Consider the following 17,387-nt stretch of genomic DNA (forward strand, 5'->3'; position numbering starts at 1 on the left):
TATGCGTGCATAAAATTTTGAAGTTCCCTTCTTGCGCAATACCTTCGCAACGTACAGTAACCCTTTAAAAGTGTGACTAATGAAAGTTTTGGTATGTATCAGTCATGTGCCTGACACAACTTCGAAGATCAACTTTATCAACAACAATACAGAGTTTGACAAAAACGGAGTGACCTTCGTAATCAATCCCTACGATGAATTTGGGCTTACTCGAGCCATTTGGCTACAAGAAAAACAGGGGGCTCACGTCACTGCAATTAATGTTGGAAAAGCAGAAACTGAGCCCACATTGCGCAAAGCTTTGGCTATAGGTGCAAATGACGCCATCAGAGTGGATGCAGAGCCTACTGACGCATACTTCGTAGCATCAGAAATTGCGGCTCAAGCACGAGAAGGCGGATATGATCTGATCATCGCAGGGCGTGAATCGATCGATTACAATGGTTCACAAGTGCCAGGAATGGTGGCAGCTATGCTCGGTTGGCCCTTTGTAAACGCTTGCGTGGGCCTCGAAATCGAGGGCAATAAAGCCAAAGTGATCAGAGAGATAGACGGAGGTAAGGAAAAGTCAGTGATATCTCTGCCAGCTGTTATTGCCGGGCAGAAAGGTTTGGTGGAAGAGAGCGATCTACGCATACCGAATATGAGAGGCATCATGCAAGCCCGTACTAAACCCCTGCGCGTGGTTGCACCTACCTCATCTGAATTTCTCACAAAGGCAGTAGCATATGAAAAACCTGCTCCAAAAGCTGCAGTAAAAATGGTAGATCCTGATAATATGGATGAGCTAGTGCGTCTGCTTCACGAAGAAGCGAAGGTGATATAAATCTTTTTAAATCAATAAATTTTTGAAGATATGAGTGTATTGGTGTTTGTAGAAAATTGGGACGGAAAGCTTAAAAAAGCTTCTTATGAAGTTGCCTCTTATGGTGCTCGCCTTGCAGCTAAACTTGGCACGCATGCCAATGCCGTGGTGATAAATGCAACAGACGACACATCTGTGCTTGGAAAATATGGGATCGAAACCGTTTATTCTGTTGAAAGTTCTGAACTCTCGAGCTTTAACAATTATAAAATAGCTGAGGCCATTTCAACAGCAGCCAAGGAATCGGGAGCCAAGATAGTTGTGCTTTCAGGTACATTCACTGGAAAAATGATAGCTCCGCTACTTGCAGTACACCACAAGGCAGCATTGATTACAAATGTAGTAGCCGATCCTGATAGCACTACTCCTTTAAAAGTAAAACGCAGTGCTTTTTCAAACAAAGGGTATGTGTATTATGAAAGTTTAGCTGATACGGCTATTATCTCCATAGTCCCTAATGCATTGGGTATTACCGAACACAGTGGAAAAGGTGAGGTGAAGAAGTTAAACTTCACACCCACTACATCTGTTCAAGTTGAGGTAGTTGAAATAGATCGCGCGAAAGGAAAAATTCCCCTGCCTGAAGCAGAAATAGTTGTATCAGCCGGCAGAGGCCTAAAAGGTCCTGAAAATTGGGGAATGATCGAAGAACTTGCCGAAGTGCTCGGTGCCAGCACAGCCTGCTCAAAGCCTGTGAGCGATATGCACTGGCGCCCACATAGCGAACACGTTGGTCAAACAGGAATTACAATTAATCCACAACTATACATTGCTGTGGGTATTTCTGGCGCTATACAGCACTTAGCAGGCGTAAGTGGCTCGAAGACCATTGTTGTTATCAACAGCGATCCGGAGGCACCATTCTTCAAAGCGGCTGATTACGGAGTAGTAGGCGATGCTTTTAAAGTAGTACCGGCATTGACCGAAGCGATAAGAAAGTATAAAGCACAATAAATGAATTAACTTTGCACCATGACTAAGGTGCAGCTCTTTTTGAAAGGTCTGTCTTACAGCCAGACCCACTCCGGTGCCTATGCACTGGTGTTAGGTGAAGATGAGCAAAACATTCGCCTGCCTATTATTATTGGCGGTTTTGAAGCTCAGAGCATTGCAATGGCTGTAGAAAACGAAATGAAAGTCCCCAGACCGCTGACGCACGACCTGTTCAAAAAATTTGCAGAAACATTTGGTATTGAAATCGTAGAAGTAGTCATCCATAAACTAGAAGAAGGGGTATTTTACTCCTATATCGTTTGTACGATGGGCGGCCGGGAAGAAATTCTCGACGCCCGTCCTTCTGATGCTGTGGCACTTGCCATACGATTTAATTGTCCTATTTATACAACAGAAGAAATTTTAGCTAAGGCAGGTGTGGTAATTGACGATCCAGATAAACCCAAGCCAAAATCCGCTCCAAAGGCTTCAAGCGATGAGTCGTCTTCTTCTAATCTCAGCAATAAATCCATCGAACAACTCAAAAAAATGCTCCAAAAGGCCGTTGAAGCTGAAGACTATGAATATGCGGCTCGTATCAGAGACGAAATGAGCAAAAGAGGATATTCAGGAATGTAATATTGTGCCTTCTTTTGCATTCCTGTTTTTACATGAATAAGAGCTACAGCACAATGCTAAACAGTGTTCTATCGAATTTCACAGCGATTCTTTTCGCTGTATTTTTTTTGTTTTTAGTTCCAGAGACGGCCTTATGTAAATCCTCTGATACATCCATTATTGCTGTTCAAACCACGGAGTATAAGGATGAGGATTCACTTGCTGACGAACCAATATTGGAAAAAAAGGACTTATCGTCATCAATCAAGGCACTTGAATCAGATGGTATTTCATTGATTTCGATAGCCAGGGGGGGTCTTGGGCTTACTGTATTATTGATTATTGGTGCTTTACTTTCAAAAGATCGAAAGAACATTAATTGGGCATTAATCGCCAAAGGCCTTTTTATACAAATCGTAATAGCAGTATCTGTACTCAAACTGCCTTGGGTGCAGCAAGCGGTCGATTTTATAAGCCAAAAGTTTGTTTTGCTGCTGTCTTTTACGCAAAACGGAGCGAAATTTCTCTTTGGAAGCATCATCGAAAATACTCAAACCTTTGGCTTTATATTCGCTTTTCAGGTACTTCCTACCGTAATCTTTTTCTCAGCTCTTACAAGTCTTCTCTTCTATTACGGCATTTTACAAAAAGTCGTATATGCCTTTGCCTGGTTTATGAAATACACGCTTAAGCTGAGCGGTGCCGAAAGTTTATCAGCAGCAGGCAACATTTTTTTGGGTCAAACAGAGTCTCCACTTCTTGTAAAGCCCTATATCAGCAGAATGACTCGTTCAGAGTTACTATGTGTGATGACCGGTGGAATGGCTACCATTGCTGGAGGGGTTTTGGCCGCTTACATCGGATTTTTAGGAGGCAATGATCCGATGCTTCAGGTGTTTTTTGCCAAACATCTCATTACGGCATCTGTAATGGCGGCTCCAGGTGCCATTGTCGCTTCTAAACTGCTCCTTCCTGAAACGGAGAAATTTTCGGAAGAGATGAATATAGAAAAGAGCAAAATCGGTTCAAATGCCCTGGAAGCAATTGCCAATGGAACTACCGATGGCCTGCGCTTGGCCGTAAATGTGGCAGCGATGCTCCTGGTTTTTATCTCAATGATCGCTTTGTTCAACTACATTTTAATGAACGCCATCGGCGAAATCGGCGGTATTAACGAAGGCATTCAAAAGCTTACCAACGGCCAGTACAATGGGCTTTCCTTGCAATTCATACTAGGTTATACCCTTGCACCGCTCACGTGGCTCATGGGCGTGAATGGTCCTGATATAGTACTCGTGGGTCAGTTGCTCGGCGAAAAATCCATTTTAAACGAGTTTGTGGCTTATGTATCAATGAGCCAAATAATCCAGGCTGGAGGTTTTGCTAATCCGAAATCCATTGTAATTGCCACTTACATCCTTTGTGGATTTGCCAATTTTGCAAGTATTGGAATTCAGATCGGGGGCATTGGTGCCTTAGCCCCAAACAGAAAGAGCGACTTGAGCAAATTGGGTATTTATGCTCTAATCGGTGGAAACCTTGCTTCAATGTTTACTGCCACTATTGTAGGCATTTTGATTTAAAAGCCTTAATTGCTTTTAATTTTCATTAATAAATCTAAAACATTTCCATTAGATTTACCGCCACTAATGCGAAATGTATCGTCATGAATGTACACTTTTCTGATAATTTTCCTTCAGAAGTTACATTGTGCTTTGTTCCTTTATGCAATGATGGTCCAGATTTTTCCGGTAACTTAGAACGTTTTGGAGTAAACAGCAGCCACTTCAGGGAATTTTTATCAAAGAAATCGACCAAAGAATTTGCCACGGTTGTAGGTTCTGCACTTTACGTCTTTATAAAGACAGATCCTTCAGAATCGTTTCTGGCTGTGATGCAAAAATTTCGCAAAGCAGCGAGAGACTACAAGGAGTATCCATCCAAATCCTGGGCTTTAGATCTTTTGCACATTCAGTCCTTAGATACTTGCGAAAGACTTGCTCAAGCGTGCATTCACGGTTTAATTACTTCAACCCAAAATATTGGAAAGAACAAAACAACCATCGACTTCGAGCACACTCTGTGTGATGAGAATGCTTCGTTAACTATTGTATCTCTATTTTCTGATAAATTAAATTCCAAAGCAGAAGAATTCAAAAACTTGGCGAGGGCACACCTCAACGCAATGAATCTGGGCAATGCTCCATCGAACAAAAAAGATGTAAACTACATGGCTGCATACTGCGAAGTATTGGCCAGAAAGACAGGTGTGGAAATCGAAATCTACCACAAAGATCGACTTGAAATCGAGGGTTTCAGAGCGCTTCTGGCTGTGAACAGAGGAAGTGAGTATCCGGCAAAATTTATCTTACTCAAATACAACATGTCAGCCAATGATCGCCCGCTTATTGCATTGGTGGGCAAGGGTGTACTATTTGATACCGGAGGAATCAATCTAAAGCCTTCAGACAACTTGTTTTTGATGAAAAGCGATATGTGTGGGGCTGCTGCAGTGCTCAGTGTAATAGAGGCAGTAGCCCTTTCGAAATTGAACATTCGACTTTTAGCAGCTGTGCCCTTTACCGATAATGCGATTGATGCAAAAAGCACCAAGCCCGGAGATGTAATTGGTTCTTATAACGGCAAAACCATTGAAGTAATTGACACGGATGCCGAAGGTCGCCTCTGCTTGGCCGATGCGATAAGCTATGTGTGTAAAAATTATTCGCCAAATTACCTCATTGATATCGCCACTCTAACAGGTTCAGCTGCAAGGGCCTTAGGACAACATTATGCGGCTTTGTTTTCAAATTCTGACAAATTATCTGCTCTTCTTTCGCAAGTCGGAAAAAACACTGGCGAAAAAGTCTGGCCTATGCCGCTCGACGAAGCTTATCGAGAAGATTTGCACTCTGACGTGGCTGATTTAGCGAATTTCTCAAACAAGCCTACTGCAGGGGCAATCAGCGCAGCACTTTTCTTACAAGAGTTTGTAGAAAATACCCAGCATTGGGCTCATATCGATATTGCCGGCACGGCTTATACATCTTCAGAATTTGGCAAACAGCGAAACGCAACCGGCTTTGGGGTGATTTTATTGTATCATTTGATTAAAAACATTTCAGAAAACGCTTAAAATTCTCTACGATGAAAAAACACACTTTTCTCTGCATCACTTTTTACTACAAAGGCGTAGATTTTCTTAGACAGTGCAAAAAAGAAGGCAACACTGTTTTTCTGCTAACAAAGAAGAAACTCGAAAACAAGCCTTGGCCCTGGGAGAGCATCGATGATGTTTTTTACATGGAAAACGATGAAAATACTCCTGAAAACATTGCAAACATTATTTTAGGTGTAGCCTGGCTCATGCGAAAACACAAGATAGATCGCGTAGTAGCCCTTGACGATTTTGATGTGGAAAAGGCAGCTGCCATACGTGAAGAATTCCGCATTCCGGGCATGGGACAGACCACAGCCCGCTACTTTAGAGACAAGTTGGCTATGCGCATTCAGGCCCGCGATGCTGGTTTGAGAGTTCCGGCATTTTCTCCTCTTTTTAACGATGAGGAAATCAATCACTTTGCTGACTCTATTCCAGCACCTTGGCTGGTAAAGCCCAGAAGCGAAGCTTCAGCGACCGGCATTAAAAAAGTTTACGACAAGCAACAATTGTGGGACGTTGTAAATAGCTTAGGCCAGCGAAGACATATGTTTCTTGTAGAGCAATTTAAACCCGGTGACGTATATCATGTCGATGCCCTCACAGTGGAAGGTAAGATGCTCTTTAACTGGACATCAAAGTATCTTGCTACTCCTTTCGACGTTGCTCATGGAGCCGGAATTTTCCGTTCGATGACCTTAGAGCACAACTCTACCGACGACAAGGTGCTAAAAAAGTTCAATACTGAAGTAATGAAAGCCTTTGGTATGAGAAACAGTGCCTCACACACTGAATACATCAAGTGCCACGATGATGGTCAATTTTACTTTCTCGAAACATCAGCCCGTGTGGGTGGCGCTCACTTAGGTATTATGGTTGAGGCAGCTTCTGGCGTCAATCTATGGAGCGAATGGGCCAGATTAGAATCTTGCCTGCTGCGCGGTGAAGCCTATGAGTTGCCTCCAATTAAAAAGCACTATTCAGGCATATTGATTTCTCTGGCAAGGCAGAAACATCCAGACATGTCGCCTTTCAATGACCCTGAAGTGTATTGTCACATCCCTGAAGAGCACCATGTGGCCCTGATCGTACATTCCGAAAAGCAGGATAGAATTCTGGAGCTGCTCGACAAATATGCTGCAATTGTTAAAGAACACTATCACGCCTCAGCCCCGGTGCCCGATAAACCTTCACACTAAATTGAATATTAGCTTTATTATTTAAGTGATCTTTATTTCGCTCATTGCCCGCATAAAGTCCGAAAACTTCTCAGTAGAAATGCCAACGGTATCGCCATTTTTCATTTTAATCGATCCGCCATCAGCCCGTACGTACTCGTGTACATAATTAAGGTTCACCAGATAACTCTTGTGTGTACGCATAAAGTGCGGATGGTTCGAAAAAATTTCGTCGTAATACTTTAGCAACTTGCTTGAAAAGATGCTTTCGTTGTTCCCGTACACAACGCGAGAATACGCCCCGTCAGCCTGTATATAGTAGATTTGATCAATATCGATGTAGCGTATGATCGAGGTAGTACTCACTGCCAGTTTTTTTGGATTACCGTTTTGAAAGTTGCTTAATAATACGTCGTACTTCCTGGCAATTTTTTCTTCTAATCCCATGTAGCGATCAATGGCTTCTATCAGCTCGTGGGCTTCAATGGGTTTCAGAAGGTAGTCAACAGCACTGAGTTTAAATGCCTGAATTGCATACTGATGATACGCTGTAGTGAAGATGATGTGAAAGTCGATTTCGTCTGGATTGAAAAAGTTCAACAACTCTAATCCACTGTGGCCAGGCATTTCAATATCTAAAAAGACCAAATCAGGTTTTAATTTATTGATGGACTTAACAGCCGAAGGGATGTCTTCACATGTATCAACGAGTTGTACCTCAGGAGTATTCTCAATAATTAATCCTTTTAACAACTGTCTGGCCATAGGTTCATCGTCAACGATAATGGCCCTTATAGACTTTTTCATGAAGTATATGGAATTAAAATTCTTACACGCGTTCCAGTTGAAATATGGTTTTCATCAAATAGTTCTTCGATATCAATTTTATAATTACCCCCCTTTAATTTATTTAACAAGTCTATTCTTTTATCATTTGCAAGAGATGAGAAGGGTTTATGTGCAATGTATTTCTTCGAATTGATTTCCCGGCTTTTTGAAAGGCCAATGCCATTGTCGGTTATTTCTACTGCTATTTGATTTTTTGAAATTTTTTGAATAAATATTCTTAAGTACTTTTCACCTTTTTTGTGTAACAAACCATGTTTAATAGCATTCTCAACGTAGGGTTGTATTAACATTGTAGGTATATAGATACTTTCCGTATCAAAGTCGTCGCTCATGCAAATGTCAAATTCAAAATTGTTTACAAAACGCATCTTTTCAAGTTCAAGATAGATGGCTATGGTCTTCAACTCGCTGGCTAAGTCAATTTGTTCGACCTCAGAATTTTCGAGAATAAGACGCGTTAACTTACTAAACTTTGAAAGATATTGGGTAGCACTGCGTTTGTCGTTTGCGTAAATGAATGCTTGAATGGTATTTAAAGCATTAAAGAAAAAATGTGGATTCATTTGCGCCTTAATGGATTTTAAAGTCATCAATGCAAGATTTTTTTCAATCTCTGCTTTTTCTGTCACAAGTTTGTTTTTTTTACTAAGCAATTGAATTTGCCATAGTACATAAAAAACAAATAAAATCAAGACAATAAATTGAAATAAAAATAAAAACCAGGTTTTTTTGTAAATAGGAGTTGTTACGACAATATTGAAGGATTTAATTAAGTCCATTTGTCCAAATTCTTTAATTGCAAAATCAATGGTATATTTATCAGGCTTCAGCGATGGAAAAAGTAAATAATCTGTACCAGAGAGAATAGAATTCCATTGCCCCTTATTGATTCGATAGTAAAGTCTTGATGTCGACCTTTTGTCTAAGTTCAAAAAAGTATAATTTACTTGTACATCTTGCCCTTTTTCGTATTTAATTTCTATATGTTGGGTATTATTTGGCTTTATCCCGTTTACATTATTTATAACAATTTTTTTTGGAAAGTTTATTTTTCTTTCAGTTATGTTATTTATATAGCTTAATCGAGAATTGGAAATTTCCAGGAAAATATTTTTTAATCTATATATGTATTTAATGTTTTGATTTGAAACAAGTTCTGTTTCGAATATCTTATTATTCTTTAATTCATATATTCTATTGAAAACTGAAATAAATATGGAATTATTTCCCAAAATAAATCGAATATCATTCGCTGAGAATGGTATTTGAATCCTATTAAATTTATTTTTTTTATTGTCGTAAATATAGAGTTGATTTCTAAAATCTATTCCATAAATATTGTCATTTATTTGAAATAATTTTTTTAAAAACAAATTAGGATAAGGCGATGAAATTTCGCCATTGCTTGTAGCAATTAAAACACCCGTGTTTGTTGAAACGAAAATTTTATTGTAAAGAGGTGAGAATATCACATCTTTGTTTCGATTAAAATTAGTAAACTTTCTAATGCGATTGAGTTTTTCAGAAGCATCGTAAAGCGAATCCCAACTGGATTTTTTTAATGGATTAAATACATAGTCCAAAAATCCATTACCTCCAGTAGCGGTTACGAAGTAGTACTTGTCGTCTACAATGGTTACTTTTTTAGGTGCTACATTTTCAACTGTGAATAATTCTCTTCCGTTCGGACGAATAATTTTTACTTGATTATTGAGAATAATTACAAGTTCATTGTAATTTGTATTAATAATGAAATGATTTATTTGCCTCTTATACACATCTTCGTATATCAATTTTGATTTTTTAGTCACAATATCAAATTCGAAGATTTTTCCAGATTCGGTGGATAGATAAATTTTGTTTGAAGTAAAAAATGTAGTTGTAAAATTTTCTTTTAAGTTTTGAAAATATTCAATGTCATTTTCACTCGGTATGATCAGTATGCCTGCGTTTAGTGTACTTGATATTAGTTGTCCATAATTATCAAGAATTGTTTTTGAAAATTTATAATCCTCCATAAAATAATTCTTTTTACTACCATCATGTATCTGAAGACCTAAATTAGTTGAAATGTAATACTTGTTGTTCTTTAAGTCAATCCAATTAATACGTACAACATCTGAATAAAAAAGTATTTTATCGTTTTCTTTTAATTTATAAACATTATACGTTGTATCTGACTTAATTTGGAAAAAGAGCTCATTATCAGTCGTTAAGATAGAGAAAATACCCGTTCGTGTATCTAAAGTGTCAATATTTTTAAAATTTTGAGTTATTTTATAAAATCCATTTCCGGAAATATAGTAAAAATTTCTAAAGAATACAATTGATGATATTTCCGCTTTTGGTAAATGAATTTCTTCAAGAACTTTTTGTGTGTTTAAATTGACTTTTACTAATGAATTTCCATTGTAAAAAATTAATAAGCTGTCAATAATTTTAAAAGTAGAATAATTATTTGATCTTAATTGTTTAAGTGTTTTAACTGTATCGTTTTCTATATAAAAAAAATGTCCATCGAAGGATTGGTACCAAATGCGTCCTTTGTGATCAAACTGAATACAACTTCCAGATTTATTTACATTCTCGGTATAGACAAATGATAAAAATTTATTTCCGTCGAATCGTTGAATGCCTTCTTCAGTGGTTATCCAAAGAAATCCATCTTTATCAAGACTAACATCGTAAGCAGTATTATCGAGCAAACCTTTTGAAACGTCAAATCGTTCGTGTACAGGAATTTGTGCCTTAAGACTAAAAATGCAAAGGTTTAGTAAAAACAGCAAAACAGATAAACTAAAACAAGAGGAATAATATTTTGACATGAAAGGACTAGAATAATTCGAAAGATATATTTTTCTTTTTCAGATCATTGATAATGCAAATATTAGATCACTTTTGCCAACTGGCTAACATCAAATTTATAGCTTTGCCAGCTGATTTTATAAATTCGAGAATGAACCAAGATACCGCTTTGAAAGATTTAATCGCCCATTGTAAGGAATATGGTTTTATTTTTCCATCAAGTGAAATTTACGATGGACTTGCCGCTGTGTACGATTACGGCCAACTTGGTGTGGAATTAAAAAACAACATTCGCAATTATTGGTGGAACGCCATGACAAGGTTGCATCAAAACATTGTCGGAATTGATGCTGCCATTTTTATGCACCCACTTACTTGGAAAGCTTCTGGCCATGTAGACGCATTCAGCGACCCGTTGATTGACAACAAAGACTCAAAAAAGCGATACAGAGCTGATGTGCTGATCGAAGAACAGATCGAGAAATACAACGAAAAAATAAAGAAAGAAGTAGAAAGAGCTCAAAAGCGCTTTGGCGAATCTTTTGACAGAGAACTCTTTATATCTACAAATGCGAGAATGCAAGAAATTGCTGGCAAGCGCGATACCCTTCACAAGCGATATGTGAAGGCTATGGAAGAAAACAACTTAGAAGAATTGCGCCAGATTATCTTAGACGAAGAGATTGTCTGTCCGATTTCAGGCACTCGCAATTGGACTGAAGTCAGGTATTTCAACCTAATGTTTGAAACTAAGCTTGGGTCTGTAGCTGACGAAGCTTCACTTATCTATTTACGACCTGAAACAGCCCAAGGAATTTTTGTTAATTTTCTAAACGTCTATAAAACCGGTAGAATGAAAGTGCCATTTGGCATTGCACAAACAGGAAAAGCCTTCAGAAACGAAATCGTTGCTCGCCAGTTCATTTTCCGTATGAGGGAGTTTGAACAGATGGAGATGCAATTTTTCGTAAAGCCGGGTACTGAAATGGACTGGTACCACTACTGGAAGGAAGAACGAATGAAATGGCACCTTTCGCTGGGCATTCCGGCTGAGTATTATCGCTTTCACGACCACGACAAATTAGCTCATTACGCCAATGCTGCTTGCGACATTCAATTCAACTTTCCATTTGGATTTAAAGAACTCGAAGGCATCCACTCGCGCACCGATTTTGACCTTTCCAATCACGAAAAATACAGTGGTAAAAAAATTCAATACTTCGATCCGGAAACTAACGAAAGCTACATTCCCTATGTAATTGAGACTTCAATTGGTCTCGACCGGAGCTTCCTGGCAATAATGAGCTATGCACTGCGCGAAGAAACTTTAGCCGATGGAAGTACAAGGATTAATTTAAAACTACCCTACATCTTGGCACCTATTAAAGTGGCTGTACTTCCGCTGGTAAAAAAAGATGGATTGCCAGAAAAAGCTAAAGAAGTACTCGAAATGCTTAAGTGGGATTTTATGTGCGCTTACGATGACAAAGATTCTATCGGTCGTCGATACAGACGTCAGGATGCCATTGGCACACCATACTGCGTTACCATTGATCACCAGACACTTGATGACAATACTGTGACCTTGCGCGACAGAGATTCATTAGAACAAATCCGATTGCCCATTCAAGATGTACACGCTTTTGCTAGTGATAAATTACACATAAAAAACTATTTAGGTGTGCCTAAAAAATAGTTTCAAGGCATTAATATGCGACTTATTTTTGCCTTGAAAAGAGGCAAAGGTGTATAGTCTTTCAGAAGAAAATTATCTCAAAACCATTTTTGATTTAAGCAATGGTGGTGCTACACCAGTGAGCACATCAGCCATTGCTGCTGCTTTAGATACAAAACCTCCGTCAGTGACTGAAATGATAAAAAAACTCACTGACAAAGGGCTCACTGTGTATGAAAAATATCAGGGTTGTATACTTACCGAGCAAGGCAGGCAACTGGCCGTGCGCATCGTTAGAAAGCATCGCTTATGGGAAGTCTTTTTAGTGCAAAATCTCGGCATGGGTTGGGATGAGGTGCATTCGATTGCAGAGCAAATGGAGCACATACAAAGTGATGCTCTTATCGAAAAGCTGGATAAATATCTGGGATTTCCAAAGTTTGATCCCCACGGTGAACCTATTCCTGACCGCAATGGGAACATCGCCCGAAATAACTATGAAAAACTCAGCATAATGAATGAAGGTGACACAGGTGTATTACGGGCTGTGACGTGCGACACAACCGATTTTCTTCAATACTTAGATTCAGAAAACGTTTGTTTGGGATGTGTTGTAAAAATTTTAAAAAAATATCCTCACGACAGCAGCTTTAAAATTGAGATTAATCGTACATTAAACACCAACATTTCACAAAAAACAGCTGAATTATTACTTATCGAACGGATATGAAGGGACTTCATTGGTTTATTTTAATAATTGTATCAACATATATTTACTCCTGTAATTCTAATTATCAGAGTGACAGTGCTAAACCATATGTTGTTTGCACAACTACTATGATATATGACGCACTGTCTCAAATACTTGACACTACAATGTATGTATCTACATTGATGCATCCTGGTATGGATCCACACACATTTAAGGCATCAGCGGGAGATTTGAAGCAATTGAAAAAAGCAGATTTTATTATTTACAATGGTTTAAATCTGGAAGGAAAATTTTCAGAAACATTAGATGAAATTTCAAAATCGGGAAAGGCTATTGCTGTTACAAAATATTTGAAAGAGTCTGATTTGATTTACACCGACGGAACTATTCCCGATCCGCACATCTGGTTTGATATACCGCTATGGCAATATTGCATTAGAAAAACTTTAGACGAAATAGTGATGCGCTTTAAAAATCAACTATCAGCTCAGGAAATTGATTACATAGAGAAAAATGCTGAGAAATACTTTTTAAAACTTACTGAAGTTCATCATGAAGCATTGAGAAAATTTGACGAAATTCCTCAGGAACAGAGAGTTGTTATAACTGCACATGATGCCTTTAATTATTTCGGAAGAAAATATGGAGTAGAAGTGATTGGTTTACAGGGTATAAGTACAGCTTCAGAATTCGGTCTAAAAGACGTAATAGAAATGATTCATTTGATTACCGAGCGTAAGATTCCAGCCATTTTTGTCGAGAGCACTGTATCAGACCATACTGTTAAGGCGGTAATAGATGGTTGTAAATCAAAAGGACATACCCTTATACTCGGCGGCACATTGTATTCTGATGCCCTTGGCCCTAAGGGATCGGGTCATCATACTTTATATGGAGCTTTTCGTCACAATGTAGAGGTGATCTATCGATCTCTAAAAACAACATATTAATGGAAAAAGATTCATCCAATGCAATCGAAGTATTTAATCTGACTGTCAGCTATACCCATAAACCTGCTCTTTGGGATGTAGATTTAGCAATTCCCAAAGGAGTTCTTTGTGGCATAATTGGACCAAATGGATCGGGTAAATCGACGCTGCTTAAAACAATTATGGGCCTAATAAAGCCTGATACCGGAAGTGTTCGCGTTTTTGGAAAACCTATCGACGAAGTTCGCAAGCGCGTGAGCTATGTTCCACAAAGGGAGTCGGTTGATTGGCATTTTCCTGTCAGTGTAATGGATGTAGCTCTTATGGGCGTTTATTCCAGAAAAAGCATTTTTTCAAAAATAACTGCCGCTGATAGAGAAATTGCCTCACAAGCTTTGGCCAAGGTTAATCTTTTAGAATATAAAGACCGACACATTAGTCAGCTGAGCGGGGGGCAGCAACAGAGGGTCTTTTTAGCTCGTGCTTTGGCACAGCAGGCTGATCTGTATATTATGGATGAGCCCTTCGCAGGAGTTGATGCCATCACAGAAGATGCGATTTTACATCTTCTTAAGGAGATGAAAGAAGATGGTAAAACGGTAGTAATAGTTCATCACGATTTACAAACCGCTTACGATTTCTTCGACTTCATTGTGATGCTGAATTCGAGGCTTGTAGTAGCTGCACCGAAAGAACAAGCCTTCAACAAGAGATATCTTCAAGAAGCATATGGAAGCAAATTGGCGATATTGAGCAAGATCAGCGAGCTCTTTGGAGCTGATGATCTGAAACGCACCACTACAGAAATCAATCGCGATGTGGCAGATGTTTGAACCAAATTTTCTATGGGTTACGGCTGGTAGCGTATTTCTTTCTTTGGCCTCCTCGGCAGTTGGTACTCATTACTTTTTACAGAAAAAATCACTTTCAGGCGATGTAATATCCCACGCTTTACTTCCCGGAGTTGTACTTGCATATTTGCTAATAGGTCAGAAAAGTTTTTCAGTGCTGTTTCTCGGATCCTTTTTAAGTGGATTACTATCGGTAGTTATGATGCAGTGGGTTCAACGCATCACTTTCATCAAGCCGGATGTTTCAATGGCGGTAGTACTAACTTCTTTTTATGGCTTTGGAATTGTTTTACTCACATATGCAAATAGGCTCCCATTAGGCAATCAAGCAGGACTAGATACTTTTTTGTTTGGAAAAGCAGCTGCACTCACACCATCGGATGTGCGAGCGTATTCTGTTCTTGCTTTTTCTATTTTATTAATTCTCAACATTTTCGAACGTTCCCTCATCATCGTTTCATTTGATCCGGTATTTGCGAAGGCATCAGGCTTACCAATAAAGACTTTACACTACATACTGGTTGCTCTGATCATAAGTTCTGTAGTGCTCGGAGTAAAAGCAGTAGGTGTCGTGCTCATGTCAGCCTTTATCATATTGCCTCCATTTATTGCCAGGCTTCTGACAGATGCATTTAACCAGATGAAGTTAATAGCTTCACTGTCGGGCGTGCTTATGGCTCTAATCGGCTCATCGGCTAGTTATTATTACTCAAAGGTGCCCACTGGGCCGGTAATGGTAGTAGCCGGTGGAGGTATATTGATCCTTATTTTACTAATTAAGGATTTGTACTTAAAAATCAGAAAGTACATCCTGCAACTTATTAGCGCCAGACAAATTCAGCTCGAGGATTTATTAAAACACCTGTACAAACTTGAAATCGAAGAAAATACAAATGTCGAAATTAGCCACTTAATGACTTCGCTTCCTGTTAATAATGCACTTTTTAAAAATAAAAGTGAAGTTAGTCGAACGATTAAACGCACAGCAAAGCGTGATTTGATCTCATTGAAAGGAGACTCAATCGCTCTGACAGATAAAGGACTATCGGAAGCCAAGAGAATCGTGCGCTTACACAGGCTTTGGGAAGTATATCAGGCATCAAAACTCGGCAAAGGTGTGGAAGCCATCCATGCAAGCGCTGAAACCATCGAACATATCATTCCAAAAAACGTGGAAGAAATGCTGATACAAGAACTCCAACAGCCTCAGAAAGATCCACACGGCAAAAACATACCTTACGATGGACATTGAGATTTTGCTCACAGCTTTATTTCTTTCTTCGGCTGCAGCTTTGGCCGGATCATTCTTAGTACTGAGTGGACGATCGATGTTCGGCGATGCTCTTTCGCATGCTGTGTTGCCTGGCATTGTACTCATGTACCTCCTTACCGGCGAGCGCTCTTTTGGTGGTTCTTTGGTAGGAGCTATCCTTACTGCTATTGTAGTTTCTTACTTAATCGAACATCTTCAAAACATAAGAGGAATACCATCAGATGCAGCAATCGGGGCAGTTTTTGTAGTTTTTTTTGCTTTGGGAATAATTTTTATAAGTGGTCCTGCTGCTGGAGTAGATCTTGACCAAGAGTGCGTTCTCTTTGGCGAAATTGCATTTGTTCCCTTCGAGCGATGGATTGTTGGTGGAATAGATTTAGGTGCTAAAGGAGTTTGGATTTCAGCTGGCTTATTAGTGTTTGTGGGTTTATTTCTCCATTTCTTTTGGTCTCTATTATCTGTCGTAACTTTTGATACAGAATATGCTAATGCGATTGGCATTCCTTCGAAAAAGTGGCAGCAGCTCTACAGCATTCTTATATCTGTAGTAGTTGTTATAGGTTTTGAATTAGTAGGAGCTGTTTTAATTGTATCGCTTTTAGTAGCGCCGTCAGCTATTGCGTGGTTATTTTCTGCCCGAATCAATGGAATGCTTCGATTAGCAGTTCTGGTGGCAATTGTGAGTTCTTTAGTGGGTACTGGAGTCGCTGATGTATTCGATGTTTCCATCAGCGGCTCCATTGCCAGTGTACAGGGAATCCTGTTCTTTATAGCATCGGCAGTTTACCGAAGAAGATTCGCTAATAAGCTTAAAAAGGTTCACTAACCGTTGTTGGATTGCTTTTCGATCAGGCGGAAACCTTCGCCGTGAATATTGATTATCTCGAGGCTTGGATCCTCTTTAATGTACTTGCGAATTTTTGCCATATACACATCCATGCTTCGAGCTGTGAAGTAACTGTCGTCTTTCCAGATTTTCAAGAGCGCATCCGTTCTCTTAACGAGGTCGTTTTTGTGCTTAAAAAGCAGTGCAAGCAATGCAATTTCTTTAGGCGAAAGCGTGCGGGCTTTATCAAAAATTTTGAGCTCTCTTAGTCGGGTATTGATAGTGCAATTTCCAGCGGTAAGCACTTCGGGGATTTCGCTGTCTTTGTTGTCGATCTCCTTGCGATTAAGCAGAGCGTAGATCTTGTGCAATAGAATTTCTGAGTCAAACGGTTTGATGATGTAGTCGTCAGCACCAGACTGATATCCTTTGATCACATCGTCTTTAAGTGCCTTAGCTGTTAAGAAAATGATCGGTGTTACCTTGTCGATCGCCCGAATATCTGCAGCGAGAGAAAAGCCGTCTTTTTTTGGCATCATCACATCAAGAATGATGATGTCGTAGTTGTTAGATTTAAAAAGATTAAGACCCATGATTCCATCACGGGCTAAGGTCACTTCAAAGTTGTTTATTTCAAGGTAATCCTTTAGTACCAATCCGAAGTTGGTATCATCTTCTACCAATAAGATTTTTTTTGTGCTCATTTTGTCGTG

15 protein-coding genes are annotated in these 17,387 nt (G+C 39.2%); 12 read left to right on the forward strand and 3 right to left on the reverse strand.

Annotated elements, in window-relative coordinates; genetic code table 11:
• The first annotated feature begins 79 nt into the window (after positions 1-79).
• From ACK4EX_RS04470 to ACK4EX_RS04495, 6 genes are all read left to right on the forward strand, one after another.
• Positions 80-826, forward strand: a complete 747-nt coding sequence (locus ACK4EX_RS04470) for an electron transfer flavoprotein subunit beta/FixA family protein (RefSeq protein ID WP_409770147.1) — start codon at positions 80-82, stop codon at positions 824-826.
• 30 nt (positions 827-856) lie between these two features.
• Positions 857-1,819: an electron transfer flavoprotein subunit alpha/FixB family protein gene (locus ACK4EX_RS04475; protein WP_409770149.1), complete on the forward strand. Its 963-nt coding sequence runs from the start codon at positions 857-859 to the stop codon at positions 1,817-1,819.
• A gap of 18 nt (positions 1,820-1,837) precedes the next feature.
• The gene (locus tag ACK4EX_RS04480) at positions 1,838-2,437 is read left to right on the forward strand and encodes a bifunctional nuclease domain-containing protein (RefSeq protein WP_409770150.1); all 600 of its coding nucleotides are present in this window, start codon (positions 1,838-1,840) and stop codon (positions 2,435-2,437) included.
• A gap of 32 nt (positions 2,438-2,469) precedes the next feature.
• The gene (locus ACK4EX_RS04485) at positions 2,470-3,999 is read left to right on the forward strand and encodes a NupC/NupG family nucleoside CNT transporter (protein WP_409770153.1); all 1,530 of its coding nucleotides are present in this window, start codon (positions 2,470-2,472) and stop codon (positions 3,997-3,999) included.
• 83 nt (positions 4,000-4,082) lie between these two features.
• Complete coding sequence (locus tag ACK4EX_RS04490; protein ID WP_409770155.1) at positions 4,083-5,552, forward strand: leucyl aminopeptidase family protein; 1,470 nt, start codon at positions 4,083-4,085, stop codon at positions 5,550-5,552.
• A gap of 11 nt (positions 5,553-5,563) precedes the next feature.
• Complete coding sequence (locus ACK4EX_RS04495; protein WP_409770157.1) at positions 5,564-6,775, forward strand: acetyl-CoA carboxylase biotin carboxylase subunit family protein; 1,212 nt, start codon at positions 5,564-5,566, stop codon at positions 6,773-6,775.
• A gap of 21 nt (positions 6,776-6,796) precedes the next feature.
• On the opposite strand, the gene ACK4EX_RS04500 is transcribed toward ACK4EX_RS04495, so the two are convergent.
• Positions 6,797-7,561 (reverse strand): LytR/AlgR family response regulator transcription factor, encoded by a 765-nt coding sequence (locus ACK4EX_RS04500; protein ID WP_409770159.1) that lies wholly within the window; start codon positions 7,559-7,561, stop codon positions 6,797-6,799.
• Positions 7,558-10,428 (reverse strand): sensor histidine kinase, encoded by a 2,871-nt coding sequence (locus tag ACK4EX_RS04505; protein WP_409770161.1) that lies wholly within the window; start codon positions 10,426-10,428, stop codon positions 7,558-7,560. Before ACK4EX_RS04505 ends, ACK4EX_RS04500 begins: the two co-directional genes overlap by 4 nt.
• Before the next feature lie 131 nt (positions 10,429-10,559).
• Here ACK4EX_RS04505 and ACK4EX_RS04510 point away from each other — a divergent pair, with 131 nt between their 5' ends.
• The 6 genes from ACK4EX_RS04510 to ACK4EX_RS04535 are packed head-to-tail and all read left to right on the forward strand — an operon-like array spanning position 10,560 to position 16,674.
• A complete protein-coding gene (locus tag ACK4EX_RS04510) occupies positions 10,560-12,104 on the forward strand; it encodes a glycine--tRNA ligase (protein ID WP_409770164.1) in 1,545 nt (514 codons plus the stop codon).
• Positions 12,105-12,153: 49 nt separating this feature from the next.
• On the forward strand, positions 12,154-12,813 hold the full coding sequence (locus ACK4EX_RS04515; protein WP_409770167.1) for a metal-dependent transcriptional regulator: 660 nt from the start codon (positions 12,154-12,156) through the stop codon (positions 12,811-12,813).
• Positions 12,810-13,745: a metal ABC transporter solute-binding protein, Zn/Mn family gene (locus tag ACK4EX_RS04520; RefSeq protein ID WP_409770169.1), complete on the forward strand. Its 936-nt coding sequence runs from the start codon at positions 12,810-12,812 to the stop codon at positions 13,743-13,745. The genes ACK4EX_RS04515 and ACK4EX_RS04520 overlap by 4 nt, the downstream gene beginning before the upstream one ends.
• A complete protein-coding gene (locus ACK4EX_RS04525; protein WP_409770171.1) occupies positions 13,745-14,557 on the forward strand; it encodes a metal ABC transporter ATP-binding protein in 813 nt (270 codons plus the stop codon). Before ACK4EX_RS04520 ends, ACK4EX_RS04525 begins: the two co-directional genes overlap by 1 nt.
• On the forward strand, positions 14,541-15,827 hold the full coding sequence (locus ACK4EX_RS04530; protein WP_409770173.1) for a metal ABC transporter permease: 1,287 nt from the start codon (positions 14,541-14,543) through the stop codon (positions 15,825-15,827). Before ACK4EX_RS04525 ends, ACK4EX_RS04530 begins: the two co-directional genes overlap by 17 nt.
• On the forward strand, positions 15,817-16,674 hold the full coding sequence (locus ACK4EX_RS04535) for a metal ABC transporter permease (RefSeq protein ID WP_409770175.1): 858 nt from the start codon (positions 15,817-15,819) through the stop codon (positions 16,672-16,674). The genes ACK4EX_RS04530 and ACK4EX_RS04535 overlap by 11 nt, the downstream gene beginning before the upstream one ends.
• On the opposite strand, the gene ACK4EX_RS04540 is transcribed toward ACK4EX_RS04535, so the two are convergent.
• Positions 16,671-17,378: a response regulator transcription factor gene (locus tag ACK4EX_RS04540; protein WP_124396677.1), complete on the reverse strand. Its 708-nt coding sequence runs from the start codon at positions 17,376-17,378 to the stop codon at positions 16,671-16,673. The genes ACK4EX_RS04535 and ACK4EX_RS04540 overlap by 4 nt on opposite strands.
• Positions 17,379-17,387: the final 9 nt, after the last annotated feature.

It is taken from the genome of Thermaurantimonas sp. (assembly GCF_046299575.1).
Classification (GTDB): Bacteria; Bacteroidota; Bacteroidia; order Flavobacteriales; family Schleiferiaceae; genus Thermaurantimonas.